Genomic DNA, 24,605 nt, shown 5'->3' on the forward strand with positions numbered 1-24,605 from the left:
CCCTATCGCGCTCAGTACCAGTGGTGCGCCTGCCACCAGGACCAGGCGCCGCACGGGTCCTTGTAGCGCGCCTTGATGTAGCCGAGCCCCCACGCGATCTGGGTGGGGGAGCTGGTGCGCCAGTCTGCGCCCGCGCTGGCCAGCTTGGAGCCGGGCAGCGCCTGCGGGATGCCGTAGGCGCCGCTGGAGGGGTTCTCGGCGCGCTCGTTCCAGCCGCTCTCGTGGTTCCACAGCGTCAGCAGGGACGGCCAGCAGCGGCCCCACCCCTTGAGCTCGTTCATCTTCTTGCCGTACGCCTTGTTCTGCCCGGCGCTCGGGTTCGACTTGGCGAGCCGCTCGCGCTCCTGCTGGGCCTTGAGCTTCGCCCGCGCCGCCGCGTCCCGCTTGGCCTTCTCCTTGAGCCGCTTCAGCTCGCGCTGGTGCTCCTTGTAGGCGCGCTCCTTGGCGACGGCGACCGCGTCGGCCGCGACCTTGTCCATGTCGGACGCCGAGGTCAGCCTCGCGAGCATGTCGTTCGTCGACAGGCCCGCGCTCGCGGCCTTCGGCGGCTCGCTGGCGTCGTCGACGAAGCTGCCGAGGTCGACCACCGTCAGCGCGGTGCCGAGCGCGGCGATCGCCGCGATGGTGATGGTGACGTTGCTGGTGAGCACCCGGCGCACGCGGCCGCCGCCTTCGGGGGCGTCGCCGGGCGCCTCGGGCTTGCCGTACGGGTCGCGGGGCTCGTCCGGGCCGAACGGGTCCGGCCCGTAGGGGTCCGCCGCGTCGCGGCCGTCAGGGGCCCTGCGCGGCTCCGGCACGCGGGTGGCGCGCCTGGTGCCGGCCTTCCTGGAGGAGCGGCGGCCCCCCGCGCCTCGGCGAGCGGCTCCGGCTTCCTCGGCGGGACGTCTGCGCGTGCCGTGACTCTGTGGCATAGGAGAAGACCGCCTTATCGCCCGGGTGTCGTGTCGTCGATGAGCCGCTACGTGCCATCGACGAGCAAGTACGCAGGCCGGACGATACCCGGTTCACCCGGCCCGGCGTCCACGGCCGCGTTCCCCGCCGGGGTTGAGCAGCTCCACGTCGCCGGCGGCGAGACGCGCCGGCTGCAGCGCCTCGAACAGCTCGCGGTGCATCCCGTCGAACGCCGCGAGGGCGCTGCCGGGCGCCTCCAGCGCCAGGCTCACCTCGTTGGCCCGCTCCCGTCCCGCCTCGGTGACCTCGACGAGCGTGGCGCGCCGGTCGCGGGGGTGCGGGGTGCGGCGGACGAGCCCGACCGCCTCCAGCTGGTCCACGGTGAGCTTCACCGTCGTCGGATGCATCATCAGGATCCGGCCGAGCGTGCTCAGCCGGGCACGCCCGTGGACGGTGAGGGCGAGCGTGGTCAGCAGGAAGTATCCGGTCTGGGTGAGATCCAGCCGCTTCAGCTCGACGTCCAGCGCCTTCTTGAGCAACTGGTTGAGCCGCCCGACCGAGCAGATCGCCAGGAACGGCCACGGATCGCCGAGCAGCCCCTGGTCCTCCCAGCGGTCGCGGACGCCCATGACCAGGGGGTCCACGCGGTCGTTCATCTCTTCTTCTACGCCTCGTCGCGCCTCGGTCTGCACCGGCTGATCGTAGCTTCGGACAAAACCAGATGTAAGTACTCGCTTCTTAGACCTTCTTCCAATAGAGTGCCTCAAATCACAGGCGGTGCCCGTGTGCTCTTGACGGTGCGCGGATCCGCGTGTGGTAACCGGTCTCGGCCGAGACCGCTGTGGCGCGCACGACAGAACAGACGAGGGCGCCGCCGTGGCACGGCAGGATCCGGTGTTTCGGATGGGCGCCGACGTCCGAGCACAAAGGAGGCTGGAGTGACCCTTCGCATCCCCGCCCCGGGGGAGGGCACCGGCTGATGGCCCTGAGCCTGAACAAGGCCCCGGACCTGGCACGCAGACGCGTCGGGCGAGCGCTCGACGAGACCGGACTGCTGTGCGTGACCCTTCTCGAAGGGCTGCGCCGCACCTGGGACCTGCGCCAGTGGTGGGGCGAGTTCGTCGAGCAGTGCTGGTTCCTCGCGCGCGTCACCAGCGTTCCCGTGATGCTCATCGCGGTCCCGCTGGGCGCGACGATCTCCCTGCAGGTGGGCGACATCGCCCGGCAGCTCGGCGCCCAGTCGGGCACCGGGGCGCTGCTCACCGCGGCGATGATCCAGCAGGTGGCGCCGCTGGCCGCCGCGCTGCTGGTCTCCGGGGTGGGCGGGTCGGCCATCACCGCCGACATGGGCGCCCGCAACATCCGCGACGAACTCGCGGCGATGGAGGTCATGGGCATCAACCCGATCCACCGCCTGGTCACCCCCAGGCTGTGGGCGGCGAGCATGGTGTCCGGGCTGCTGTGCTCGGTGGTGATCCTGGCGGGCATCGTCGGCGGCTACTACTTCAACGTCATCCAGCAGGGCGTCAGCCCCGGCGCGTTCTTCGACGGAGCCACGACCCTGCTGCAGTTCTCGGACCTGATGATCACCCTGTTCAAGGCGTGGGTGTTCGGGTTCATCGCCGCCGCCGTCGCCTGCTACATGGGCATGAACTGCGACTTCGGGCCCGTCGGTGTGGGCCGCGCGGTCAACAAGGCGGTGGTCGTCACCTCGATCGTGGTGTTCGCGACGAACTACATCCTCACCATGATCTACCAGGTCCTCTTCCCCCCGAGGTTCTGATGGTCGCCATATCCCCCGTCCGCAAGCTGGGCCGCGCCGTCAGGGGCCGCACCGCGGGCCTCGCCGCGTCGGCCGACCTGCCGGTCTTCCTCGGCAGGGTCCTGTACCACCTGTTCTTCGACATCATCATCCGCCGCAAGTACGGCAAGACCCTCGCCAAGCAGGTCAGCGACATCACCGTCGGCGTCGGCGCGCTCGTCATCGGCGGCGGCATGATCTTCGTGATCGCGACGATGTCGCTCGCCACCGGCGCGATGGTCGGCCTGCAGGGCTACCCGGGCCTGGAGCGCATCGGCGCCGAGGCCTTCACCGGCCTGGTCGCGAGCTACTCCAACGTCCGCGAGGTCACCCCGATCATCGCGGGCGTCGCGCTGGTCGCGCAGGTCGGCACCGGGTTCACCGCCGAGATCGGCGCGATGCGGATCTCCGAGGAGATCGACGCGCTGGAGGTCATGGGCATCAACTCGCTGGCCTACCTGGTGTGCACCAGGGTCGCGGCCGGCGTGATCGCGCTGGTGCCGCTGTACCTGGTCTCGCTCTTCATGGCGTTCTTCGCCACGAGGTTCATCACGATCCAGTACTTCGGCCTGTCACCCGGCATCTACGACTACTACTTCCACCTCTACCTGCCGCCGATCGACGTGTTCTACAGCGTCATCAAGGTCGCGGTGTTCGCCTTCATCATCATGTTCATCCACTGCTACCGCGGCTACTACGCGGCGGGCGGCCCGGTCGGCGTCGGCGTCGCCGCCGGCCGCGCCATCCGGGAGTCGACCATCCTGATGATCCTGATGAACCTGGTCCTGTCGTACATCTTCTGGGGCAACGGCGGCACGGTGAGGCTGACCGGATGAGCGACGAATCACTCTCCAGCCGCTCCCGGACGGCTTTCGGACTGGTCGGCGCCGGCGTCATCGCGGCGGCCGCGGCGTTCGTCGCGGTCGGCTCCACGCCGTCCCACGCGGGCTCCACCTACTACGAGGCGACGTTCGACCGCGCCGGGCAGGGGCTCGACCCCGGCAAGTCCGATGTGAAGGTCCGCGGGATCGCGGTCGGCGCCGTCGACCGCATCGAGCTCGACGGCAACGGCAAGGTCACCGTCCGGCTCCGGGTCGACAAGGGCATAAAGATCGCCGACACGGCGGTCGCGACCGTCGAGCCGGTCTCGGTGTTCGGCCCGAAGGACCTCGCCCTCGACCTCGGCGCGCACGAGCTGAGCGGCCCCTACCTGAAGGACGGCGGCCGGATCGCGAAGACCAACGACCCGCAGGAGCTGTCGGACACGGCCTGGCCCACCTACCGGCTCACACGGGCGATCAACCCCGACGACGTGGCGACGATCCTGCACACGTTCGGCGCCGGGCTCTCCGGGCAGGGGCCCGCGCTCCGCCGGACGATCGACAACGGCGCGATCGTCGTCGACGCGACCTACAAGGACCGGGCCGCCATCCAGTCGCTGCTGAACGACATCAACGGCCTGTCCGGCACGTTCGCGGCGCGCGGCGACACGATCACCAGGTTCGCCGGGGACTTCAACCAGCTGGCCCGGGTCATCAACGAGCGTCCCGACAAGGTCACCCAGCTGCTGGACCAGTCGGCCAGGCTCGGCCAGACGGTCGGCACGAACCTGGAGCAGCACGGCCGCAACCTCGGCAAGATCATCGACTCGGGCGGCCAGGTCGTGCACGTGTTCAACGAGCAGCGCCGCAACGTTCCGGTCATGATCGACAGCCTGACCGGGTTCTTCGGCCTGCTGGCGCAGATCATCCGCATCCCCGGCCCGGAGGGCACGCTGATCGCCCAGGCGCGCAACGACCTCCCGCTGGACATCTGCCAGATCATCATCGACGTCTGCCCGGCCTCGCCGAAGGCGACGGCGTTCGACGTGCCGCTGCCCGGCGCGGGCGGCGGGCAGGGCGGCGCGGCGACGGGGGCGCGGCCGTGAGCCCGCGGATGCGCGGCAAGGCCGCGCGCGGGCCCGAGTACACCACGATCCTGAAGTTCGGGGTGTTCGTGGTGCTGACCGGGCTGCTCACCTTCTACATCGGCCAGCAGATCCTCGGCACGAGCTTCAAGTCCCGCTACCGGCTGTCCGCCACGTTCGACGACGTCACCGGCCTGCTGGAGGGCGACGCCGTGAAGGTCGCGGGCACGCCCGTCGGCCAGGTCGAGAGCATCAAGGTCGTGCGCGGCAAGGCCGTGGTCAAGATGGCCGTCGACAAGGAGGTCCGGCTGCCCGCCGACTCCACCGCCGCGATCCGCTGGCGCAACGTGATGGGCCAGCGGGTCGTCTACCTGGAGCCCGGGTCGAGCCAGGCCAAGCTGGGCAACGGCGACCGCGTCCCGCACACCAGGTCGGTGGTGGACCTCGGCGACATCGTCAACAGCCTCGGCCCGCTCACCCGCAACCTGGACCCGAACCAGCTCAACAAGATCCTCTTCGCCTTCTCCCAGGCGCTGGACGGCAACGAGCAGAGCATCTCGCTGCTGACCCAGAACCTGGACCTGCTGCTCCAGACGTTCGCGGCCCGGAAGAAGACGATCAAGGGGATGATCGACGACTACGAGACGGTGAGCGACGCGATCGCCACCCGGGACCGGCAGATCGCCGCGAGCGTCGACAACCTGGAGTCGCTGACCAGGGTCTTCGCGAACAACCGGCGGCTGCTGGAGAACGCGGTCGTGGAGATCTCCGGCGTCACCACCAACCTCAACCAGGTGCTCGGCGGCAACGACGCGCAGCTCGCCCGCATCATCACCAACCTCGGCAGGTTCAGCGAGACGTTCCGGCTGAACGTCGACCAGCTGGAGAAGATGGTGCAGCAGCTCCCGCTGACGCTCCGGCAGCTGTTCGCCTCCGCGAACGGCGGCCACTACCTGCGTACCAACGCGCTCTGCCTGAACCTCGTGCAGGGCCCCTGCCCGTTCCCGATGGAGCTTCCGAGATCGCCCGGCGCGGGCCAGCCCAGCAAGGACGACCTCACCAAGCTCAAGAAGATGCTCATGGGAGGTGGCGGCTGATGGCGCTGAAGTCGCTGCGCGACGTCAACCAGAAGGTCGTCGCCATCGTCACCCTGGCCGCGCTCGGCGCGGGCTGCGTGTTCGCGTTCGCCATCGGCCAGCTGCACCTGCTCGACCGCGGCTACACGATGAGCGGGGAGTTCAGCGACACCGCCGGGCTGAAGAAGGGCCAGGACGTGCGGGTCGCCGGGGTGAAGTCCGGCCGGATCACCTCCGTGGAGCCCGACTTCGCCCACGGCAGGGTCATCGTCAGGTGGCACGTGAACGCCGGCATCGACCTCGGCCCGAAGACCAGGGCCGAGATCCAGACGACGACGCTCCTCGGCGGCCGGTACCTGCGGCTCTCCGGCCCGGTCTCCAAGCCCTACATGGCGGACGTGCCGGAGTCGCGGCGGCGGGTCCCGCTGTCGCGCACCAGCGTCCCGTTCACCGTGCCGGACGCCCTGGAGGGCGCGCAGAACATCGTCGGCAAGCTCGACCAGCGCAGCGTCGACAAGCTGCTCACCGAGGTCAACAAGATCAAGTCGCCGGGCGCGGTGAAGCTGCGCCGCATCCTGGTCAACATCCAGGAGGTGTCCCGGACGCTGAACGACTCCTACCCGCAGATCCAGCGGCTGATCGAGAACAGCAAGACGATCACCGGCACGCTGGCGGGCAAGGACCAGGAGCTGCGGCAGATCATCGACGCCAGCCAGGTGCTGCTGCAGTCGCTCGTCCGCCGCCGCAACGAGCTGGCCGCGGCGATCGGGCAGGGCAACCGGACCGTCCGGACGCTGTCCAACGTGATCTCCAGGAACCAGAAGGAGCTCGACGGCCTGCTGTCCAACCTGCACCTGCTGACGACGCGGCTCGCGCCCAACATGGACGCGCTGAACACCGACTTCTCGCTGCTCGGCCCGACGTTCCAGCAGGTCGCCAACCTCAGGGGCAACGGCCAGTACATCGAGGGCCTGCTCACCGGGCTCGGCCCGCTGCAGCCGCCCGGTCCCATCTCGTCGCGGCGACCGCAGGGAGGCAACTGATGAGCGGCGTCGGCACGGGGGGACGGCCCCCCGCGGGCTCGGTCAGCGGCGGGAGGAGAGGCCGGGTGAGAGGCGTCGCCGTCGCGCTCGGCCTCGCCATGACCGCCTCGCTCGGCGGCTGCTCGCTCGCCCCGTCCGCGAGCGGCGACCGCACCATGGTCGTCTACGTCCCGAAGGCCCGCTCCTTCTACGAGGAGTCGAAGGTCAAGGTGATGGGCGCCGACGTGGGGCTCGTCGACAAGGTCGAGAACCAGGGCGACCGGGTCAAGGTCACGTTCCACCTGCGGCGGAACGTGCCGCTGCCGGAGGGGGTGCAGGCCTCGATCGTCCCGCTGAACCTGATCGGCGAGCGCAACCTCGTCCTGCACCCGGCGTGGAAGCCGGGGCAGCCGAAGGAGACCTCGAACGTCATCCCGATCGAGCGCACCCACGTGCCCGTCGAGGTGGACGACGCGCTCAGCTCCTTCACCAACCTGGCCAACGCGCTCGACCCGACGAAGATGCAGAGCGCGCTCGGCACGGCCGCCGACACGGTGAAGGGCAACGGCGGGGAGTTCAACGCCACCCTGGAGCAGAGCGCCCGGCTCGTCGAGAACGTCGCAGGTCAGGACAAGGAGCTCATCGAGGTCGCACGGAACCTCGACCGGCTGGCCGGGGTGGTGCGCGGGCGCGAGCAGATCCTCGGCACGATGATCCGCGACTTCGGCACCGCGAGCCAGGTGCTGAGCTCCGAGCGCGGCGAGCTCCAGCAGCTGATCGGCGGCATCCTGGAGCTGGCGAAGAACGGCGACAAGCTGCTGCAGAAGTACAAGGGGAACCTGCCGTACGACCTGGCGGTCCTCACCCGGACGGCTCTGATCCTCAAGGGCAACGCCAAGCAGCTGGCCCAGCTCATCCGCGTGCTGCCCGGAATCAGCGGCGCGCTCATCAACGGCTACAACCCGAAGAACAAGTCGCTGCAGATCCGGTTCGCCACGGACGCGTTCCTGCGGACCTGGCTCAAGGGGCTGATGAACTCCGACGAGGTCGGATGCCCGCTGCCCGCACCCAACTCCAACTGTCCCTGGCAGAACGGAGGCAACTGATGGGCAGGCCCGTCAACACCGCGCGGCGCGCGTCCGTCAACACCGCGCGGCGCCGCGCGTCCGCCGGCGGCAGGCTGCTGCTGGTGCTCGTCGTGGCCGCGGCCCTGGCCGTCTCCGGCTGCTCCTACAAGACGGCGGGGGCGCCGAAGGGCGGCCTGACGCTGACCGCCACGTTCGACGACGCGCAGGGCCTCGTCGCGGGGCACAGCGTGAAGATGTCCGACATCACGATCGGCACCGTCACGAAGGTCGAGCTCGCCGGGTACAAGTCGAAGGCGACGCTGTCCATCAAGGACGACGTCAAGATCCCGCAGGGCACCCGGGCGGAGATCAAGGTGACCTCGCTGCTCGGCGAGAACTACGTGGACCTGCAGATGCCGCCCGGCGCGAGCATGGACCGCGGCCCCTTCCTCGCCACCGGCGCGGTGATCACCGACACCAGCGTCCAGCCGGCGTTCGAGCAGGTCGTCGGGCAGGCCGGGCCGCTGATCCAGGCCCTCGCCGGGGACGACGTCGCGACCGTCGTGAACGCGGGCGCCACCGCCCTGGACGGCAACGGGCAGAAGCTGAACAAGACGATCGCGCAGGCGAGCGAGCTGCTCAGGATGTTCGCCGAGCAGCGCCGCGAGCTCGGCGAGTCGGTGGACCGGTTCGCCCGGCTCGGCCGGTCCCTCGCCAACGGCAGCGACGCCCTGGGCGAGACCCCCGCGCAGCTCGAGCGCACCACCCGGATGCTGAACCGGGACAAGCACAAGATCATTGACATGGTCGACAAGCTCACCACGATGGCCCGCGAGCTGAACGACAAGGTGCTGGAGGGCCGCATCCTGCGGTTCCGTGCGCTGCTGGCCGACCTCGACCCGGTCCTGGAGCAGCTCGGCAGCAACCGCAAGCGGCTCACGGCGCTGGTGGACGGCCTGGTCGAGTTCAGCGACAAGCTCCCGAAGGCGACCTACGACGGCCAGCTGCTGCTCTACCCGCTCCTGCGGATCACCTGGCCGGACGGCAGGCCGATCTTCCAGGGGCAGAGCCCGAGCCCGAAGAAGCAGAAGACCGCCCGCACGCCCGAGATCCCGAAGCAGCTCCAGGGCGCCCTGCCGGACCTCGACAAGATCCTGGAGCCGCGCGGATGAACAGACGGCTGACGATCAACCTGGCGGCGTTCGGCGTGCTCGCCGCGGTGATGGTCGTGTGGGCGTTCAACAACGTCGTCCGGTTCGACTTCATCGACCGGCCCTACCACATCACCGTGGAGTTCGAGTCCTCGCCGGGCCTGCACCCGAACTTCGAGGTCGACTACCTCGGCCTGCGGGTCGGCAAGATCGACTCCGTGCGGCTGGCGAAGGACAAGGTCGTCGTCCGGCTGGACATGGAGCGCGGCGTCAAGATCCCGCAGGGGGTCACCGCCGCCGCGGCCCGCAAGTCCGCGGTGGGCGAGCCGGTGGTGGAGCTGACCCCGGGCCCCGGCAAGGCCGACGCCCCGCCGATGAAGCCGGGCACCGTCATCCCGGTGTCGCAGACGAAGGTCCCGCCGAAGTACGGCGACCTGTTCGGCGCCGTGATCGACACCCTGAAGGCGATCAACCCCGACGACGCCAAGGTGCTCACCCAGGAGCTGGCCGCCGGCTGGGCCGGACGCGAGGACTCGCTCCGCCAGATCATCAACGGCGGCGACGACCTCACCCAGACGTTCGCGCAGAACACCGAGCTGCTGGACGGGCTGACCAACGACCTCGGCCGCATCACCCACGTGCTGAACGAGAACCGCGGTTCCCTCGGCTCGGGCATCGACAACCTGGCCGCGCTCACCGCCGCGCTCAGCCAGGTGCGGGGCCAGATCGCCGAGCTGCGCGACCGGGGCCCAGGGCTGCTCGCCACGGTCAACGACCTGCTCGACAAGACCGAGCCCGACTTCGGCTGCGCCGTGGACATGGTCGGCAACCTGGGCATCGGCACCTACGATCCCAACTACCTGAGCGACCTTCGCCAGACGCTCGCGGTGGCGCCGCGGCTGAAGGTCGTCCTGGACAACGTGATCGGGATCGACCAGGGCAAGCCCGTCCTGAACGTCGTCTTCCAGGTCACGACGAAGCGGCCCGCCACGCTGGAGTACAAGTACCCGCTCCCGCAGCCCCGGGTGAACCAGGTCCCGACCTGCCCCGGCGGCCGCACCCCGGCGGTGACCAAGCAGAAGCCCTACAAGGCCAAGGACCCGGGCCAGACGATCCCCACCCACGATCCCGCGCTCGACGAGAAGAAGGACCTGCAGGCGAGGAAGGCCGCGAACAACAGCGACTCCTCGGGCGGACCGCCGATCTGGCTGGTGTACGTTCCGCCGATCATCGCCCTGCTGGTGCTGATCAGGGTCATGATGGGCTCCGTGCCCGTGGTGTCCCGGCTTTCCCGACTACGTCGGCGCAAGGACTGATCCCGACCCCGAGGAGTATCCGAAGTGACAGCCAAGACCACAAAGGGCGGGGCCGACGAGGTCGAGGCGGTCCCGGCCGAGGAGGCGCGCGAGGAGACCGAGGCCCGCGGGACGGCGGCCGCCGAGAGCGGCGCCGCCGGGCCGGAGGCCGCGGAGCCGGCGGCGAAGCCCGCCGCCAGGCGCAAGCGCCGGGTGCGGGTCATCGAGGTCATCGACGACGAGGACCTCGACGAGGTCCTCGAGGCCCTCGACGCCGAGGACGAGGAGGCGGAGGGCGAGGCCCCGGCCCGTCCGGCCAAGGCGGCCAAGCCGGCGGCCAGGGCCGCTGCCGAAGCCCCTGCCGAGGCACCTGCCAAGCCCGCCGCCAAGCCCAAGCCGCGTCCGAGCCGCCTCGAACCTCCGGAGGACGAGGCTGAGGAGGAGGAGGCGCCGAAGAAGGCCCCCGCCCGCCCGCGCTCCGCCGCGTCCGCGGAGGACCGGCCGGGGGTCTTCGGCCTCGGCATGGTGCAGGCGGTCGTGGTGGTCGTCGTGGTCGCGCTGCTGGCGAGCCTGGCGATCTGGCAGTGGACGAGCGCCAGTTCCCTGTCCTCCAAGCAGGACGACAGGGAGGCCGTGGGCAAGGTCGCCTCCGCCTACGGCGACGTCGCCTACAACTACAACGCCTCCAACTACCAGGCGATGACCGCCAAGGCGCAGAAGCTGCTGGCCGGCGACCTGCTGGAGGAGTACAAGAAGAACACGGTGCCGACCGTGGCCGGCGCCTTCCAGGCCGACCCCTCGGTGGTGCTGACCTCCAAGACCAACCAGGTCTTCGTGGGCAGCGTCGACGAGCGGTTCGCCACGGCGGTGATCATGATGGACGTCTCGCTGAAGACCAAGGACGGCGCGGTCAACCAGCCCGCGACGCTGCTCCGGCTCGCCCTCGCCAAGATCGACGGGAACTGGCGGATCACCCGGCAGTACCCGTCGGGCGTCAACGACGAGAACAAGAACCAGCAGCAGAACCAGCTGCCGGCCGTCCCGGGCGGCGGCGCGTCGAAGTCGCCGAAGGCGGAGAAGAGCGACAAGCCGAAGAACTGAGTCCGACCAGTGCGCCCAGGGGCGCCCCGCACGGAAGCCGTGCGGGGCGCTCGCGCGTTATGCCGATGACGGTGTTCCGCGGATGACGGGGCCGCGGGAGCGAGGCGGGGGAATCATGGCGACCGTGACGGAGCACGACGGACCGGGCACGACCGTCCCGGACGAGCTGGTGTACGAGTTCGGCGCGCTGCTGGGCGCGGCGTCGGTGCTGGAGCGGATCGCGGGCCGCGAGCTGGAGCGACGCTGCGGCATCCGGCACGCGGTCTTCGAGGTGCTGCTGCGGCTGTCCGGCGCGGGCGGGGACTGCGCGGGCGAGGACGGCGCGGTGTCGATGGGCGGGCTGGCCGGCGAGCTGATCCTGACCAGCGGCGGCATGACCCGCATCATCGACCGGATGGAGGCGGCCGGGCTCGTCCGACGCGAGCCGGCGCCCGGCGACCGGCGCCGCCAGCTGGTGGGCCTCACCCCTGCCGGGCGGGCGAAGCTGGACGAGGCCCTTGGCGTGCACGCCGAGACGCTCCGCCGGCACTTCGCGGGCCCGCTCGCCGAGGAGCAGCGCCGCGTCCTCGTGGACGCCCTGCGCGTACTGCGCACGACCGCCCGCGAGGAACTCGGCGACCTGCGCTAGCGGGAGTAGTGCTCGACGACGAGCTGCTCGTCGCAGATGACGGGGATCTCGGCGCGCTCGGGCAGCCGGACGAGCCGGGCGGCGAGCGCGTCGTGCCGGACCTCCAGGTAGGGCGGGACCTCGGCGGCGTGCCCGCCGGCCGCCGCGACCTGGAAGGGCGCCATCGCGCGGCTCCGCTCGGCGACCGTGATGACGTCGCCGGGCCGCAGCCGGTAGGACGGGCGGTCCACGCGGCGCCCGTTCACCAGCACGTGGCGGTGCACGACGAACTGGCGGGCCTGGTAGATCGTCCGGGCGAAGCCGGCGCGCAGGACGAGCGCGTCCAGCCGGCGTTCGAGGTCGGCGAGGAGCGCCTCGCCGGTCTTGCCGCCCGTCCGGGCGGCCTTGTCGAAGGCGTTGCGGAGCTGCGCCTCGCGGATGTCGTACTGCGCGCGGAGCCGCTGCTTCTCGCGGAGCCGGACCTTGTAGTCGCTCTCCTGCTTGCGGGCGCGGCCGTGCACGCCGGGCGGGTAGGGGCGGGCCTCGAAGTACTTCACGCTCTTCGGCGTCAGCGGGATGCCGAGGGCCCGCGAGAGCCGCACCTTGGGACGGGGGTTGTTCATCACGCTCCTTGATGGTTAGGTAAGCCTAAGTTAGGCAAGCCTAACTTCAACGTCAAGGAGACACGGTGCCGCGAGCGGAGTCCACGCAGACCAGCCAGTCCATGCAGAGCACGCAGGGCCCGACGGCGGCGGAGCGCGCGCGGACCCTCGCCTACGGCCTCGCGGACGGCGTGCTCATCGCACCGGGCGTTCCCAGCGCGCCCGTCCCGGCGCACACGACCGACCGGGACGGCAGGCCGCTGCTTCTCGTCCGGGCGGACGCGCCGGTCCTCGCGGCCCTGGCGGGCGAGGACGACGTGCCCGCCACGCTGCGGATCTCCGACGTCGCGCCGGTGCCGCTGCCGGACCGCGTCCGGGGCCGGGCCTGGCTGCACGGCTGGCTGACCGAGGTCCCCGGCGGCGAACTGCGCGCCGCCGCGCTGCGCCTCTCGCACGCGCATCCGCGTCCCGAACTGCTCGACCTCGGCGCCGAGCGGGGCGGCCGGCGCGAGTGGACGGTCCTCGCCCTGGAGGTCGCCCAGGTCGAGGTCGCCGACGCGTGGGGGAGTGCGCTCCTTGAGCCCGAGGAGTACGCGGCCGCCGCGCCGGACCCGTTCGTCGCCGTCGAGGCGGGCATACTGACGCACCTGGACTCCGCCCACCGGGCCGAGCTGCCGCGGCTGCTGCCGGAGTCGGCCCCGTCCGGGCCGGTCCGGCCGCTCGGGCTCGACCGGTACGGCATGTGGCTGCGCTGCGCGGCGCCGCCGGACGCGCCGCCGAGTGCGCGGGGGCCGGTCGACGTGCGGCTCGCGTTCGCGGGGCCTGTCAGTGATCTCCACGGTCTGCGGCAGGTGTACCGGCGGCTGTTCGCCCGGGCGACCCCGTAGTGCGCGGGCGGCGGGTACGGGTTCCGGCCCCGGAATACCGGTGATCCCACGGATGGTGGGAGGGGGCCCCGCCGGGTGATGATCGGGTCTCCGGCCGAGGGGCTCGGCTCCCCGTCCGGACGACCCCGACCACCGGTCCGCCCTCGCGGGGTGGGCGGGCCGGTGGCGGGACCGTACCGGCCGGCGAGGGACGCGGCGCCTTCGGCCGGGCCGGTGGTCCGGCTCCGTGCGAGCGTGATCGGGGAGCTCGGAACGGGGGCGCGGTCCGGGCCACTGGTCGCGATTGGCCGTTTCCGCCGCGCCGATCCCGGCGCAGGCTTGAGGACATGACCGGACACCATCCGCAGACCCGAGCCGTCCACCCGCCCGTGATCGTCCCCGAGGGCAGCCGCCCGCTCGGCGTGCCGCTCTACCAGGGCCACCTGTTCTCCTTCGACGCCTCCGACGAGCTGGCGACCGCGTTCGAGGGCCCGGACGAGGCGTTCTTCTACGCCCGCATGGGCAACCCGACCGTCCGCGCGCTGGAACACGCCCTCACCGAGTTGGAAGGCGGATCGGGCACGCTCGCCACCGCGTCCGGAATGGGCGCGGTCAACGCCGTCCTGATGGGGCTGCTGCGCAGCGGCGACCACGTCATCGCGCAGGCCGCCCTCTACGGCGGAACCCACGCGCTGCTCCAGGACCTCGCCGCGCGGTGGGGCGTCGAGGTGACGTTCGTCTCCGGCGATGACCCGGCCGAGGTGCGCGACGCCTTGCGCGACACGACGAGGATCCTCTACCTGGAGACGGTCGCCAACCCCACCACCCACGTGACGGACCTGCCCGCGTTCACCGAGGCCGTCCGCGGGACGGGCGTGCTGACCGTCGTCGACAACACCTTCGTCCCGCTCCTGTGCAGGCCCATCGAGCACGGGGTCGACATCGTCGTCCACTCGACCACGAAGTACCTCGGCGGCCACGGCGACACCATCGGCGGCGCCGCCGTCTTCGCGGACAAGGCCGTCCACCAGCGCGTCTGGGAGCACGCCGTCGAGCTGGGCTCCACTCCCGACCCGTTCGCCTCCTGGCTGACCGTCCGGGGCCTCGCCACGATGCCGCTGCGCGTCGCCAGGCAGAGCGCGTCCGCCCTCGACCTCGCCCGGCGCCTGGCCGCCCACCCGTCCGTCGCCCGCGTCCACTACCCGGGGCTGGAGGACCACCCGCAGCACGACATCGCCCGGCGGCTGCTGCCGGACGGCGCCGGCGGCGTCCTCGCGTTCGAGCTGCACGGCGGCCGGGACGCGGGCCGGACGTTCTCCGAGGCCGTCGAGCTCGTCTCGCTCGGGCCGTCGCTCGGCGACATCGCGACCCTGGTCATGCACCCGGCCAGCACGTCGCACCGGCAGCTCGACGCCGCGTCCCTCGCCGCGGCCGGCATCGGCGAGGGAACGGTGCGCCTCTCGATCGGCCTCGAACACCCGGGCGACCTCTGGGCCGACATCGACCAGGCCCTTCGGAAGGCGGCCTGACCGGACGGCGGCCTAGAGGTAGAAGCCCGTGTCGGTGGCGGGAGCGTCCTGACCCTCGGGGCGCTTCTCGCCCTTGCGGAGCGCGGCGAGCTCCGCGAGCGTCGCGCCGTCGGCGCCGATCTCCGCGGCGGGGACGTCCGAGCCGTCCAGCCAGGAGAGCGACTCCGCGCGGGTGAGCCGGCCCACCTCGATCTGCGCGAGGCAGCGGCCGGGACGGACCACCGCCGGGTGCAGCATGGCGAGATCCTCGTTGGTGGTGATGGCCACCAGCACGTCCCGGCCCTGGCCGAGCATGCCGTCGGTGAGGTTCAGCAGCCGCGACAGGCCCTGGCCCGTCGACTGCTTGGCCTCGCCGCGGATCAGCTCGTCGCAGTCCTCCAGGATGAGCAGCCGCCAGCGGCGGTTCTCGTCCTCGTCGTCGCCGACCGCGACCTCCATCAGGTAGCTGGGCGTGCCGAACAGCGCCTCGGGGTCGAGGACGCAGTCGGACTGGCACCAGCCGTTCCAGGCGCGGGCGAGGGCGCGCAGCGCGGTGGTCTTGCCGGTGCCGGGCGGGCCGTGCAGGAGCAGCAGCCGTCCGGAGACCTCCTCGCGGGTGAGCTTCATCACCGAGTCGAGCGCCTCGGCGACCGGCGCGGTGTAGTTGCGCCGGATGTCCTCCCACGCGTCGGCGGTGATGGCGCGCTCGCTGCGCACGGGGCCGTGCGCCCCCATGTGCCAGAAGCCCATCTCGACGCTGGTCTCGTCGACCTTCGGCGGCTCGGTCGCGTCCTTCACCGACGCCTCGAGGACGGTCTCGGCGAGCTCGTCGGTCACGGCGGACACCGCGACGTAGGCGACGCCGCTCTTCCACCGGTTGGTGAGCAGCGTCCAGCCGTCGCCCTCGGCGAGCACCGACTCCTTGCCCTTCTCGTGCGCGACCCGCACGAGCCTGGCGTCGTCCGGGCGCAGCGGCGCCTCCGCGCGGACGTTCTCCAGCCGCGTCGAGCGCGACCACGGCTGCTCCCCGGACGCGAACGGGCGCAGCGACAGCACGTCCATCACGTCGGCGGGCGAGTTGTTGTCGGACAGGTTGAAGACCACGGGCAGCGCGGGCTCCGGCGCGTCGGCGCCCTCCAGCGGCTCGATCAGATGCAGGACCTCCTGCGGCCTCTCCTGCGACATGGTCATGGCAACGATGATCACGCCCGGCGGCGCGCCGCGTCCACCGATTTAGCCGGGCGCGCCGCGTCGACGTACGTCAGGAACCGGCGCGGTTCAGGAGTCGCCGCCCTCCTTGGCCTCGCGCTCCGCGCGGGCGGCCTTGCGCGCCTCGGCCTCCTCCAGGTCGAGCTTCTCGGCCTCCTCCGGAGTCGGCGCCGTGCCGCCGAGGTAGGCGGGCTGCCACCACGTCTCGTCCGAGCCCGGGACCTCGGGGTACTCGCGCTGCGCCCGCTCCAGCAGCTCCGACATCCGGGCCTGCAGATCCCGGGTGACCTGCTCGTAGTCGTCGCCGCGCTTGGGGTACATCGGCTCGCCGACGAGGATCGTCACCGGCACGTTGCGCTGGAGGAGCCGGCGCTTGCGGCCCTTGGTCCACATCCGCTGCGGGCCCCAGAGCGCGACCGGGATGAGCGGGGTCTTGGACGCCACCGCCATCCGCACCGCGCCGCTCTTGATGTCCTTCACCGTGAACGAGCGGCTGATGGTCGCCTCGGCGAACACCCCGACGATCTCGCCGCTCCGCAGGGCCTTGAGCGCCGCCGCGTACGAGGAGGCGCCCGCGTTGCGGTCGACCGGGATGTGGTGCATGCCGCGCATCAGCGGCCCGGCGATCCGGTTGTCGAAGATCTCCTTCTTCGCCATGAACCGCACCAGCCGGCCCTTGGGGTGGGCGGCGAGGCCGGCGAAGATGAAGTCGAGGTAGCTGACGTGGTTGCTGACGAGCACCGCCCCACCGGTGCTGGGGATCTGGTCGGTCCCCTCCAGACGGACTCTGATGTTCAGGGCCTTGAACACGCCGAGAGCCGTCTTGATGACCGGTGGGTAAACGAGTTCGCGCATGTAGGCACCGTACTTGAGCAACTCCTGATCAGCGAGTGCGAGGCGGGGATCGGGATGCATCGCACAACCGGGCCCAACTCTGAGAAGGTGGTGTACGACGTGATCCGCCGAAGGCTGAGGGAGGATGAGCCCCATGGAACCGTTGGACGCGGCGGCGGACGTGCACGCGCTCATCCGCGACGTGCTGCCCGCCCTGGCGCCCAGCGCCTGGTTCGATCCCGGCACCTCCGAGGTGGTGCTGCCCGTGGGCCGGTCGGAGGCGCGCGCCTCCAGCTGGACGGTGCTGGAGCGCTGCGCCCGCGAGCCGCGCTCGGCGTGGCCGAAGGTGGTGGACGAGTGGGTCCGCGAGGTCGGCGACCGCGCGTTCCTCGCCGTCGGTGAGATGGAGCTGTTCGGCGACGTCCGGGAGCTGCTGCGCCTGCGCATCGTGCCGAAGCTCGACCCCCGCGACCGCGAGGGCCTCGTCGTCGTCCCCGCCGGCGACCACTTCGACGCCATGGTGATGATCGAGCACCCCCGCTACGGCGGCCCCCTCACCAAGGCCCGCGCGGGCCTGCTCGGCCTGCACAAGCTCGGCTACGTGATGACGAACACCCACGACCGCGAGCTGGCCGACGTGTCCGTCCACGACCAGCCGCTCCTGCCCGGCCGCAACGTCCGCGTCGTCGGCAAGCCCGGCAGCCGCTACGTGTCGGCGCTGCTCAGCGAGGTCCACCAGTTCGTGCCGTGGCCGAACGAGCACGGCGCCCTGGTCGGGGTCCCCTGCCACAGCACGCTGCTGCTGTACCCGATCACCTCCACGGCCGTCCGCGAGGTGCTGCCCGTCTTCGCCGACGTCGTCCGCGAGATGCACGCCGCCGCCGACGACCCCTGCGCCCCCGGCGTCTACTGGAGCCACGGCGAACGCCGCCTCACCCCCCTCTCCCCCGACGCAGCAGGCGGCGCCGGTGAATTCGCCCTCTTCCTCCGCAAACTCCCCCAGGAATAGTGCCTGTTCTGGAAGCGAGCCTCAGCCACGGGCGCGGGTCGGGCGGCCGGAAGGCGCTCTGGCGCCTGGAGGCCGCACGACCCGCCGAGCCGGGCGACCGCAGCGCCACGCAACAACCCGCACGGGCACGACGACCTCAGCCGTGGCGTGAGGATCGCCCGGCTCGTAACGGGGGTTCCAGGGGGTCGCCCCCCTGGGTTAGCACAGCTTCCAATCAACTGCGGGTGCGCCCTGTTGTTCCAGGAGTTGGTTGGCTCGGGAGAAGGGGCGGGAGCCGAAGAAGCCCCGGTCGGCTGACATGGGGCTCGGGTGGGCGGACTCGATGCAGGGGACGTTGCCGAGCAGCGGCTTGAGGTTGCGGGCGTCCCGGCCCCACAGGATGGCGACGAGGGGGCGGTTCCGGGCGGCGAGGGCGCGGATGGCCTGCTCGGTGACCTCCTCCCAGCCCTTGTTGCGGTGCGAGCCCGGCTTGCCCGGCATGACGGTCAGCGACCTGTTGAGCAGGCAGACGCCCTGCTCCGTCCAGGGGGTGAGGTCGCCGTTGGACGGCTGCGGGTGGCCGAGGTCGTCGCAGTACTCGCGGAAGATGTTGATCAGGCTGCCGGGCAGCGGCCGGACGTCCGGGGCGACCGAGAAGCTGAGGCCGACCGGGTGGCCGGGCGTCGGGTAGGGGTCCTGCCCCATGATGAGGACGCGCACGTCGTCGAACGGCTGGGTGAAGGCGCGCAGGATGTGGTTCCCGGCGGGGAGGTAGCGCCGGCCGGCGGCGACCTCGGCGCGCAGCCAGTCGCCGGCGGCGGCGATCGTCCCGGCGACCGGGTCCAGCGCGGTCGCCCAGCCCGCTTCGACGATCTCCGAGAGTGGTCGTCCCGTCATGGCGCACCACCCTAGTGCGATGATCTTGAGTGATCCGGGGCCCGGTGAAAGTTCGCCGCCTTGATCTGCATTGTGAAGTTTTCTGACCACATGAGGTCGGGTAGCGGGCAAATGTTCTCCAGCGCACCGGAAAGTGGGCGATGAACTGGGTGAAACGTCCCGTTAAGTCGCTGTTACTTCATGGCGGCCTTCATTGACCTACGGCCGTCGAGCGCATAACTCCTAGAGAGGTAAGGACGGGCGCAGGACGAGCGGACGGACGAACGCATGACCCAGCTGACCACCGTGGACGCCACCTTCCTCCATGCCGAGAACTCCACCACGCACGCCCACATCGCCGGGCTCGGCATCGTCGATCCCGGGACGTGCCCCGGCGGCCGGCTGACCGTCCCGCACGTCGCCGAGCTGATCCGCAGCCGCGCGCACCTCGCGGCCCGGCCGCTGCGGCAGCGCCTCGTCCAGGTGCCGCTCGGCCTGGACCACCCGTACTGGGAGGACGACCCCGACTTCGAGCCCGAGCGGCACATCTCCGAGTTCGGGCTGCCGGAGCCCGGCTCCGAGCGGCAGCTCTTCAACCTGGTCGCGATGCTGCACGAGCAGCCGCTCGACCGGTCGCGCCCGCTGTGGGAGATGGTCCTCATCCAGGGCCTCGCCGGCGGCCGGACGGCCGTCTACGTGAAGGTGCACCACGCGGCCATCGACGGCGTGATGGCCGCCGAGACGCTCGCCGCGCTGCTCGACCTGACGCCCGAGCCCCGCGACCTGCCCGCCGACGAGACCGTCCCCACCCGCGCGCCCGGGATGGCGAGCATGCTCGGCACCGGACTGCTGAGGACCGCGCTGCACCCGGTGCGCTCGGCGATCTCGGCGGCGCGCACCGTGCCCTACCTGGGCGACGTCCCGGGCATCTCGGCCATTCCCGGTGTCGGGCTCATGTCGTCGGTGACGCGGGGCGCGCTGCGCCGCCCGGAGTTGCCGAAGGCGCCGCGGGTGACCGCGCCGCCGACGCCGTTCAACCACCCGATCGGACGGCGCCGCGCCGTCGCGTGCGGGGAACTGCCGCTCGCCGACATCAAGGAGATCCGGCGCGCCCTCGGCGGCAGCGTCAACGACGTCGTCATGGCGCTGTGCGCGACGGCGCTGCGGCAGTGGCTCGACAAGCGCGGCGAGCTGCCCGAGCGCCCGCTGGTCGCGGCCGTCCCGGTGTCCATGCGGCGGGGCGCGAGCGCGGCCGCGCAGCCGGGCAACCAGGTCTCGATCATGACGGCGCCGCTCGCCACGCACGTCCCCGACCCCGCCGACCGCTACGCAGCCGTCCGGAGCGACATGGACGTCGCGAAGCGGCGCTTCACCGGGTCGTCGGGCGACTGGGTGCGGGAGATGAGCGGGCTGCTCCCGGCGCCCTTCGCCGCGGCGGTCACGCGGCTCGCGATGCAGGCCGTGCCGGCGGTGTCGCTGCGCCCGGTCAACCTCGTCATCTCGAACGTCCCGGGCCCGCAGTTCCCGCTCTACCTGTGCGGGGCGAAGGTGCTCGGCTACTACCCGATCTCGGTCATCACCGACGTCAGCGGCGGCCTCAACATCACGGTGTTCTCCTACGACGGGAAGGTGGACGTCGGCATCGTCGCCTGCCGCGACCTCGTCCCCGACCCGTCCGAGATCATCGACCACCTGGTGGACGCGCTGGACGAGCTGCGCTCGCTCAGCCGCGAGTGAGCCCGACCGCCGTCACAGCCCGAGAGCTTTGCGGTGCCGCCGCGCCAGGCCGAGCGCGGCGGCTCCCGCCGGCTGCATCGGCCGGGGGACGGCCTCGCCGAACGGCGCCATCGACACCTCGCCCTCGTCGTTGACCGCGACGAGACCGCCGAAGAGCTCGCCGAACAGCCCGTCCTCGATGACGACGACGGTCAGCAGGTCGAGCGCGAGCGTCAGCGGGTCGATGCCGAGCCCCAGGAAGTGCGCCCGGATGCGCCCCTCGTGCCGGGCGGCGGTCATCGCCCGGTGGAAGGGCCAGTCCTCCTGGACGAAGCCGTCGCCGTAGTCCTCGTCCGCGCCGAGGAACTCCTCGGAGTACTCGCGGACCATGCACTGCCACAGGTCGGGCGGCTCGCCGCCGAGCGGCTGGAACACCCCGACCGGCATCACCTGGTAGAGCCCGCCGGCGTGCGCGACCTTCGCCGGGTCGCGCCGATGCAGGACGTACCGTCCGGACGTCGTCACGGTGACCGTCGTGACGGCGGGCAGCGCGGGCCGGCGGGCCAGGTCGCACGGGTCGCCGACCCGGTCCCGCAGCGGCAGCCCCGCCACCCCGGCCGCCAGTTCGTGCGCAACCGACTCGCCCACGTTGACGGCGTCGAAGTAGCGGGCGGGGCCGAGCCGAAGCACCGGCGGATCGGCCGCCACGAGGCGGTAGCTCGGACGGTCCTCGAAGACCTTCGGCGGGGCGAGGGCGGCGACGGCCTCCGCGTACGTCCGGTACCCGTCCGGCAGCCCTTCGGCCGGATCGGCGACCGCGGGCGGGGCGGGACGGTCCTCCCACTCCAGCCGGATCTCCTCCAGCGGGATCGGCGCGCCGGGGATCCAGGCGTCCCGGCAGAGCAGCGGCGTCTCCGCTACGCGCGGCACGTCCGGGTACAGCCCGTCCGCGACCTCGCCGAGCGGACCGCGGGCGTCGTTCAACGCCGCCCGCTCCCGCCGCCACCGCACCTCGCCCGCCGACAGCCCGTCGCTCACCACACGCCGAGCCTAGGCGGCGAGGCCCTGTGCGACCTCCTCCTCGACCAGGTCGCCGTTGATCATCGCGGCCGCCATCGCCCCGGCCGCGGTCGCCATGACGACCTGGCCGAAGGGGACGACGACGTTGCCCGCCGCCCACACGCCGGGCACGCTGGTCCGACCGGTCGGGTCGACCTTCACGAGGCCGTCGTCGCCGGTCTCGCAACCGAGGTCGGTCAGCGGCCCGGCCTTGGGGACCCAGGTCGGCGCGAGGAACACGGCGTCGCAGCCGAGCACGGAGCCGTCCGCGAGTTCGAGGCCGGTGAGCCCGTCGTCTTCGACGACCACGCGGCGCACGCCGGCCGATGCGACGCGGATGCCGCGCGCGGCCAGGCGTGCCGCGTCCTCGCCCACCGGCGGCGCGTCCGCGACGAACGTCACGTCCGGCGACCACTGGCGCAGCAGCAGCGCCTGGTGGACCGAGCCCGGGGACGTCCCCAGCACGGCGATCCTCCTGTCGCGGACCTCCCAGCCGTGGCAGTAGGGGCACATCTGCGCCTCGCGGCCCCACCGCTCCTGAAGCCCGGGGACGTCCGGCAGGACGTCGGTCACACCCGTGGTGACGAGCAGGCGGCGCCCTCGCAGCCGGGTGCCGTCCGCGAGCGTGAGCACGAAGCCACCGCGGTCCTCTTCGGCGCGGGCGACCCTCCCTTCCAGGATCTCGCCGCCGTAGCCGCGCACCTCCGTGCGGCCGGTCTCCAGCAGGCGGGCGGGCGGCATCCCGTCCCGGGTGAGGAAGCCGTGCATGTGGTCGACCCCGGCGTTGCGCGGCTCGCCCGCGTCGATGACGGTGACGGAGCGGCGGGCGCGGGCGAGGACGAGGGCGCCGCTCAGCCCGGCCGGTCCGCCACCGATGATCAGTACGTCCCGTTCGGTCATGTCTCGTTCGGTCATGGCACGAGGGTGCGCCGCGCCTTCCGGATTTGACAAAGTTCTTTGCCGATCCTGCAATGAGGGCATGGAGACCGAGGACGTCCTCGCCGGTGTCGGGCCGAGGCTGAGGAGGCTGCGGCAGGAGAGGAACGTCACGCTGACCGCGCTCGCCGAGGCGACCGGCATCTCGGTGAGCACGCTGTCGCGGCTGGAGTCGGGCAAGCGGCGGCCGAGCCTGGAACTGCTGCTCCCGCTCGCACAGGCCCACCAGGTCCCGCTGGACGAGCTGGTCGGCGCCCCGGCCGTCGGGGACCCGCGGATCCGGCCGCGGCCGCTGCGCATGCACGACATGACCGTCCTGCCGCTGACCAGGCGTCCCGGCGGGGTCCAGGCGTTCAAGATGTTCGTGCCCGAGCGCGTCCCGCTGCCCGAGCCGCGGACGCACGAGGGCTACGAGTGGCTGTACGTGCTGAACGGGCGCATGCGCCTGCACCTCGCCGGCCGCGAGATGGTGCTGGAGGCGGGGGAGGCGGCCGAGTTCGACACCCGGCTGCCGCACTCGTTCGGCGGCGAGGGCGGGCCGGTCGAGGTGCTCAGCCTGTTCGGGCCGCAGGGGGAGCGCATGCACCTGCGCGCGAGACCCCGCAAGTCCTGACCCCGCAAGTCCTGACCCCGCCCGTCGCGACCCCCGCCAGCAAGGTCACCGGCGGTCGTGACATAAATTTGATATCCGTGCAGACCGCCCAAACCCCCCAGAAAGCCCCTGCCCGTCAGAAGCCCGCCCCCATGGCGTGGGTCCTGTGGAGCGTCGGCGTCCTCGCCTACGCCGTGGCGGTACTGCACCGGACGTCCTTCGGCGTCGTCGGCCTGGACGCCGTCCACCGGTTCGACGCGTCCGCCGGGATCCTCGCGTCCTTCACCGTCCTGCAACTGCTCGTCTACGCGGGCCTCCAGATCCCCGTGGGGCTGCTGCTCGACCGCGTCGGCCCGCGCTGGATGGTCGCGGGCGGCGCTCTGCTCATGGCCGGCGGGCAGGCGCTCATGGCGGTCTCCGCCGACGTCGGGACGGCCGTCGCCGCCCGCGTGATGGTCGGCGCCGGCGACGCCATGACGTTCATCAGCGTCCTCGGCATCGTCGCGACCTGGTTCCCCGGACGCTACGTCCCGGTCGTCACGCAGCTCACCGGGCAGCTCGGACAGCTCGGCCAGGTGCTCAGCGCGGTCCCCCTGGTCGCCCTTCTGCACGGCCCCGGCTGGGGCACCGCGTTCGGCTCCGCCGCCGCGCTCGGCGCCCTCATGGCGGTGCTCGCCGTCGCCGTGCTGCGGGACGGCCCCGGCCGCGCGAACGTCCCGTCCCTGCGCGAGACCCGCACCAACCTGGCCGAGGCGTTCCGGCACCCCGGCACGCGCCTCGGCCTCTGGTCGCACTTCGTCACGCAGTTCTCGTCCAACACCTTCGCGCTGATGTGGGGCTACCCGTACCTGGTGTCAGGGCAGGGCATGCGGCCCGCGACCGCCTCGACGCTGCTGACGCTGTTCGTCCTGGTCAACGTCGTGTCCGGGCCGTTCATCGGACGGCTCGTCGCGCGCTACCCGCTGCGCCGCTCGTGGCTCGTCCTCGGCATCGTCGCGCTCAACGCGACGGCGTGGGCGGCCGTCCTCGCGGTGCCGCCGCCCGCGCCGTCCTGGCTGCTGGTGCTCCTCGTGCTGTGCGTCGCGCCCGGCGGCCCCGGCTCGATGATCGGCTTCGACTACGCCCGGACGTTCAACCCGCCCGGGCGGCAGGGCACCGCGACCGGCATCGTCAACGTCGGCGGCTTCGTCGCATCCCTCGTCACGATCCTGCTGATCGGGCTCGTCCTGGACGCCCTGTCACCCGGGGGCGAGTTCACACCTGGAGCGTTCCGGGCGGCCTGGACCGTCCAGATCGGCATCTGGGCGATCGGCGTAACGGGCGTCCTGCGCACCCGCACCCTGGCCCGCCGCCACCTCGCCCTATGACCTGTTCGTAGCATCTTGGGGCGCAACAACGATGTAGCCGCCGTAGGGCCGCGTGGCCTTGGCGGCGCCATCGCGACTAGCTGGCTGACTCTCCTCCTATGTTAAGAAGGCTTTCCAGCTTCTGCTGGATGACGG

General features: G+C 71.7%; 24 protein-coding genes. 16 read left to right on the top strand and 8 right to left on the bottom strand.

Annotated elements, in window-relative coordinates; all coding sequences use genetic code 11:
* Positions 1-11: 11 nt before the first annotated feature.
* Positions 12-797, bottom strand: a complete 786-nt coding sequence (locus K4S16_RS15015) for a lytic transglycosylase domain-containing protein (RefSeq protein ID WP_235036796.1) — start codon at positions 795-797, stop codon at positions 12-14.
* A 207-nt stretch (positions 798-1,004) separates the two neighbouring features.
* Entirely contained in the window at positions 1,005-1,547 is a 543-nt protein-coding gene (locus K4S16_RS15020) for a MarR family winged helix-turn-helix transcriptional regulator (RefSeq protein WP_149259502.1), read from the bottom strand.
* 323 nt (positions 1,548-1,870) lie between these two features.
* Here K4S16_RS15020 and K4S16_RS15025 point away from each other — a divergent pair, with 323 nt between their 5' ends.
* The 10 genes from K4S16_RS15025 (at position 1,871) to K4S16_RS15070 (ending at position 11,938) form a co-directional block, all read left to right on the top strand.
* The gene (locus tag K4S16_RS15025) at positions 1,871-2,674 is read left to right on the top strand and encodes an ABC transporter permease (RefSeq protein WP_149259503.1); all 804 of its coding nucleotides are present in this window, start codon (positions 1,871-1,873) and stop codon (positions 2,672-2,674) included.
* The gene (locus K4S16_RS15030; protein WP_149259504.1) at positions 2,674-3,528 is read left to right on the top strand and encodes an ABC transporter permease; all 855 of its coding nucleotides are present in this window, start codon (positions 2,674-2,676) and stop codon (positions 3,526-3,528) included. Before K4S16_RS15025 ends, K4S16_RS15030 begins: the two co-directional genes overlap by 1 nt.
* On the top strand, positions 3,525-4,619 hold the full coding sequence (locus K4S16_RS15035) for an MlaD family protein (RefSeq protein WP_149259505.1): 1,095 nt from the start codon (positions 3,525-3,527) through the stop codon (positions 4,617-4,619). The genes K4S16_RS15030 and K4S16_RS15035 overlap by 4 nt, the downstream gene beginning before the upstream one ends.
* Positions 4,616-5,695: an MlaD family protein gene (locus K4S16_RS15040; protein ID WP_235036797.1), complete on the top strand. Its 1,080-nt coding sequence runs from the start codon at positions 4,616-4,618 to the stop codon at positions 5,693-5,695. Before K4S16_RS15035 ends, K4S16_RS15040 begins: the two co-directional genes overlap by 4 nt.
* Positions 5,695-6,717: an MCE family protein gene (locus tag K4S16_RS15045; protein ID WP_149259506.1), complete on the top strand. Its 1,023-nt coding sequence runs from the start codon at positions 5,695-5,697 to the stop codon at positions 6,715-6,717. Before K4S16_RS15040 ends, K4S16_RS15045 begins: the two co-directional genes overlap by 1 nt.
* A gap of 65 nt (positions 6,718-6,782) precedes the next feature.
* A complete protein-coding gene (locus tag K4S16_RS15050) occupies positions 6,783-7,802 on the top strand; it encodes an MCE family protein (protein WP_235036798.1) in 1,020 nt (339 codons plus the stop codon).
* Positions 7,802-8,935 carry an MCE family protein gene (locus tag K4S16_RS15055; RefSeq protein WP_149259508.1) on the top strand — a complete coding sequence of 378 codons (1,134 nt, stop codon included), beginning with the start codon at positions 7,802-7,804 and terminating at the stop codon, positions 8,933-8,935. Before K4S16_RS15050 ends, K4S16_RS15055 begins: the two co-directional genes overlap by 1 nt.
* Entirely contained in the window at positions 8,932-10,230 is a 1,299-nt protein-coding gene (locus K4S16_RS15060; protein WP_149259509.1) for an MCE family protein, read from the top strand. Before K4S16_RS15055 ends, K4S16_RS15060 begins: the two co-directional genes overlap by 4 nt.
* Positions 10,231-10,254: 24 nt before the next feature.
* Positions 10,255-11,310, top strand: a complete 1,056-nt coding sequence (locus K4S16_RS15065) for a hypothetical protein (RefSeq protein WP_149259510.1) — start codon at positions 10,255-10,257, stop codon at positions 11,308-11,310.
* Between the two features lie 115 nt (positions 11,311-11,425).
* Complete coding sequence (locus tag K4S16_RS15070; RefSeq protein WP_149259511.1) at positions 11,426-11,938, top strand: MarR family winged helix-turn-helix transcriptional regulator; 513 nt, start codon at positions 11,426-11,428, stop codon at positions 11,936-11,938.
* Here K4S16_RS15070 and rpsD read toward each other — a convergent pair.
* Entirely contained in the window at positions 11,935-12,540 is a 606-nt protein-coding gene (gene rpsD / locus K4S16_RS15075) for a 30S ribosomal protein S4 (protein ID WP_149259512.1), read from the bottom strand. The genes K4S16_RS15070 and rpsD overlap by 4 nt on opposite strands.
* 65 nt (positions 12,541-12,605) lie before the next feature.
* Between rpsD and K4S16_RS15080 the strand changes: the two genes are divergently transcribed.
* Complete coding sequence (locus tag K4S16_RS15080) at positions 12,606-13,406, top strand: DUF2470 domain-containing protein (protein ID WP_235036799.1); 801 nt, start codon at positions 12,606-12,608, stop codon at positions 13,404-13,406.
* A gap of 326 nt (positions 13,407-13,732) precedes the next feature.
* On the top strand, positions 13,733-14,914 hold the full coding sequence (locus tag K4S16_RS15085; RefSeq protein WP_149259513.1) for a PLP-dependent aspartate aminotransferase family protein: 1,182 nt from the start codon (positions 13,733-13,735) through the stop codon (positions 14,912-14,914).
* Between the two features lie 12 nt (positions 14,915-14,926).
* On the opposite strand, the gene K4S16_RS15090 is transcribed toward K4S16_RS15085, so the two are convergent.
* Positions 14,927-16,084, bottom strand: coding sequence for a DUF5925 domain-containing protein (locus tag K4S16_RS15090; RefSeq protein WP_308800793.1), 1,158 nt, complete (start codon positions 16,082-16,084; stop codon positions 14,927-14,929).
* A gap of 87 nt (positions 16,085-16,171) precedes the next feature.
* Positions 16,172-16,957 (bottom strand): 1-acyl-sn-glycerol-3-phosphate acyltransferase, encoded by a 786-nt coding sequence (locus K4S16_RS15095; protein ID WP_160160918.1) that lies wholly within the window; start codon positions 16,955-16,957, stop codon positions 16,172-16,174.
* A 133-nt stretch (positions 16,958-17,090) separates the two neighbouring features.
* Here K4S16_RS15095 and K4S16_RS15100 point away from each other — a divergent pair, with 133 nt between their 5' ends.
* Positions 17,091-17,945, top strand: coding sequence for a hypothetical protein (locus tag K4S16_RS15100; RefSeq protein WP_149259515.1), 855 nt, complete (start codon positions 17,091-17,093; stop codon positions 17,943-17,945).
* A gap of 198 nt (positions 17,946-18,143) precedes the next feature.
* Here K4S16_RS15100 and K4S16_RS15105 read toward each other — a convergent pair whose 3' ends face one another.
* On the bottom strand, positions 18,144-18,821 hold the full coding sequence (locus K4S16_RS15105; RefSeq protein ID WP_149259516.1) for a uracil-DNA glycosylase: 678 nt from the start codon (positions 18,819-18,821) through the stop codon (positions 18,144-18,146).
* A 267-nt stretch (positions 18,822-19,088) separates the two neighbouring features.
* Here K4S16_RS15105 and K4S16_RS15110 point away from each other — a divergent pair, with 267 nt between their 5' ends.
* A complete protein-coding gene (locus tag K4S16_RS15110) occupies positions 19,089-20,537 on the top strand; it encodes a wax ester/triacylglycerol synthase family O-acyltransferase (protein ID WP_149259517.1) in 1,449 nt (482 codons plus the stop codon).
* A 12-nt stretch (positions 20,538-20,549) separates the two neighbouring features.
* On the opposite strand, the gene K4S16_RS15115 is transcribed toward K4S16_RS15110, so the two are convergent.
* Positions 20,550-21,557 (bottom strand): transcriptional regulator, encoded by a 1,008-nt coding sequence (locus tag K4S16_RS15115; protein WP_149259518.1) that lies wholly within the window; start codon positions 21,555-21,557, stop codon positions 20,550-20,552.
* Positions 21,558-21,566: 9 nt separating this feature from the next.
* Complete coding sequence (locus tag K4S16_RS15120) at positions 21,567-22,490, bottom strand: NAD(P)/FAD-dependent oxidoreductase (RefSeq protein WP_149259519.1); 924 nt, start codon at positions 22,488-22,490, stop codon at positions 21,567-21,569.
* A 64-nt stretch (positions 22,491-22,554) separates the two neighbouring features.
* On the opposite strand from K4S16_RS15120, the gene K4S16_RS15125 reads away from it, so the two are divergent.
* Together K4S16_RS15125 and K4S16_RS15130 are read left to right on the top strand one after the other, a co-directional pair.
* On the top strand, positions 22,555-23,124 hold the full coding sequence (locus K4S16_RS15125; protein ID WP_149259520.1) for a helix-turn-helix domain-containing protein: 570 nt from the start codon (positions 22,555-22,557) through the stop codon (positions 23,122-23,124).
* Between the two features lie 131 nt (positions 23,125-23,255).
* Positions 23,256-24,470 (top strand): nitrate/nitrite transporter, encoded by a 1,215-nt coding sequence (locus tag K4S16_RS15130; protein ID WP_149259521.1) that lies wholly within the window; start codon positions 23,256-23,258, stop codon positions 24,468-24,470.
* Positions 24,471-24,605 lie beyond the last annotated feature (135 nt).

The organism is Actinomadura sp. K4S16 (assembly GCF_008327685.1).
Taxonomy (GTDB): Bacteria; Actinomycetota; Actinomycetes; order Streptosporangiales; family Streptosporangiaceae; genus Spirillospora.

Bases quoted from the DNA above. Each gene is read 5' to 3' on its own strand.
- K4S16_RS15020 (WP_149259502.1), bottom strand. From the start codon at position 1,547: ATGAACGACCGCGTGGACCCCCTGGTCATGGGCGTCCGCGACCGCTGG.
- K4S16_RS15025 (WP_149259503.1), top strand. From the start codon at position 1,871: ATGGCCCTGAGCCTGAACAAGGCCCCGGACCTGGCACGCAGACGCGTC.
- K4S16_RS15030 (WP_149259504.1), top strand. From the start codon at position 2,674: ATGGTCGCCATATCCCCCGTCCGCAAGCTGGGCCGCGCCGTCAGGGGC.
- K4S16_RS15035 (WP_149259505.1), top strand. From the start codon at position 3,525: ATGAGCGACGAATCACTCTCCAGCCGCTCCCGGACGGCTTTCGGACTG.
- K4S16_RS15045 (WP_149259506.1), top strand. From the start codon at position 5,695: ATGGCGCTGAAGTCGCTGCGCGACGTCAACCAGAAGGTCGTCGCCATC.
- K4S16_RS15055 (WP_149259508.1), top strand. From the start codon at position 7,802: ATGGGCAGGCCCGTCAACACCGCGCGGCGCGCGTCCGTCAACACCGCG.
- K4S16_RS15060 (WP_149259509.1), top strand. From the start codon at position 8,932: ATGAACAGACGGCTGACGATCAACCTGGCGGCGTTCGGCGTGCTCGCC.
- K4S16_RS15070 (WP_149259511.1), top strand. From the start codon at position 11,426: ATGGCGACCGTGACGGAGCACGACGGACCGGGCACGACCGTCCCGGAC.
- rpsD (WP_149259512.1), bottom strand. From the start codon at position 12,540: ATGAACAACCCCCGTCCCAAGGTGCGGCTCTCGCGGGCCCTCGGCATC.
- K4S16_RS15085 (WP_149259513.1), top strand. From the start codon at position 13,733: ATGACCGGACACCATCCGCAGACCCGAGCCGTCCACCCGCCCGTGATC.
- K4S16_RS15090 (WP_308800793.1), bottom strand. From the start codon at position 16,084: ATGACCATGTCGCAGGAGAGGCCGCAGGAGGTCCTGCATCTGATCGAG.
- K4S16_RS15095 (WP_160160918.1), bottom strand. From the start codon at position 16,957: ATGCGCGAACTCGTTTACCCACCGGTCATCAAGACGGCTCTCGGCGTG.
- K4S16_RS15100 (WP_149259515.1), top strand. From the start codon at position 17,091: ATGGAACCGTTGGACGCGGCGGCGGACGTGCACGCGCTCATCCGCGAC.
- K4S16_RS15105 (WP_149259516.1), bottom strand. From the start codon at position 18,821: ATGACGGGACGACCACTCTCGGAGATCGTCGAAGCGGGCTGGGCGACC.
- K4S16_RS15110 (WP_149259517.1), top strand. From the start codon at position 19,089: ATGACCCAGCTGACCACCGTGGACGCCACCTTCCTCCATGCCGAGAAC.
- K4S16_RS15120 (WP_149259519.1), bottom strand. From the start codon at position 22,490: ATGACCGAACGAGACATGACCGAACGGGACGTACTGATCATCGGTGGC.
- K4S16_RS15125 (WP_149259520.1), top strand. From the start codon at position 22,555: ATGGAGACCGAGGACGTCCTCGCCGGTGTCGGGCCGAGGCTGAGGAGG.
- K4S16_RS15130 (WP_149259521.1), top strand. From the start codon at position 23,256: ATGGCGTGGGTCCTGTGGAGCGTCGGCGTCCTCGCCTACGCCGTGGCG.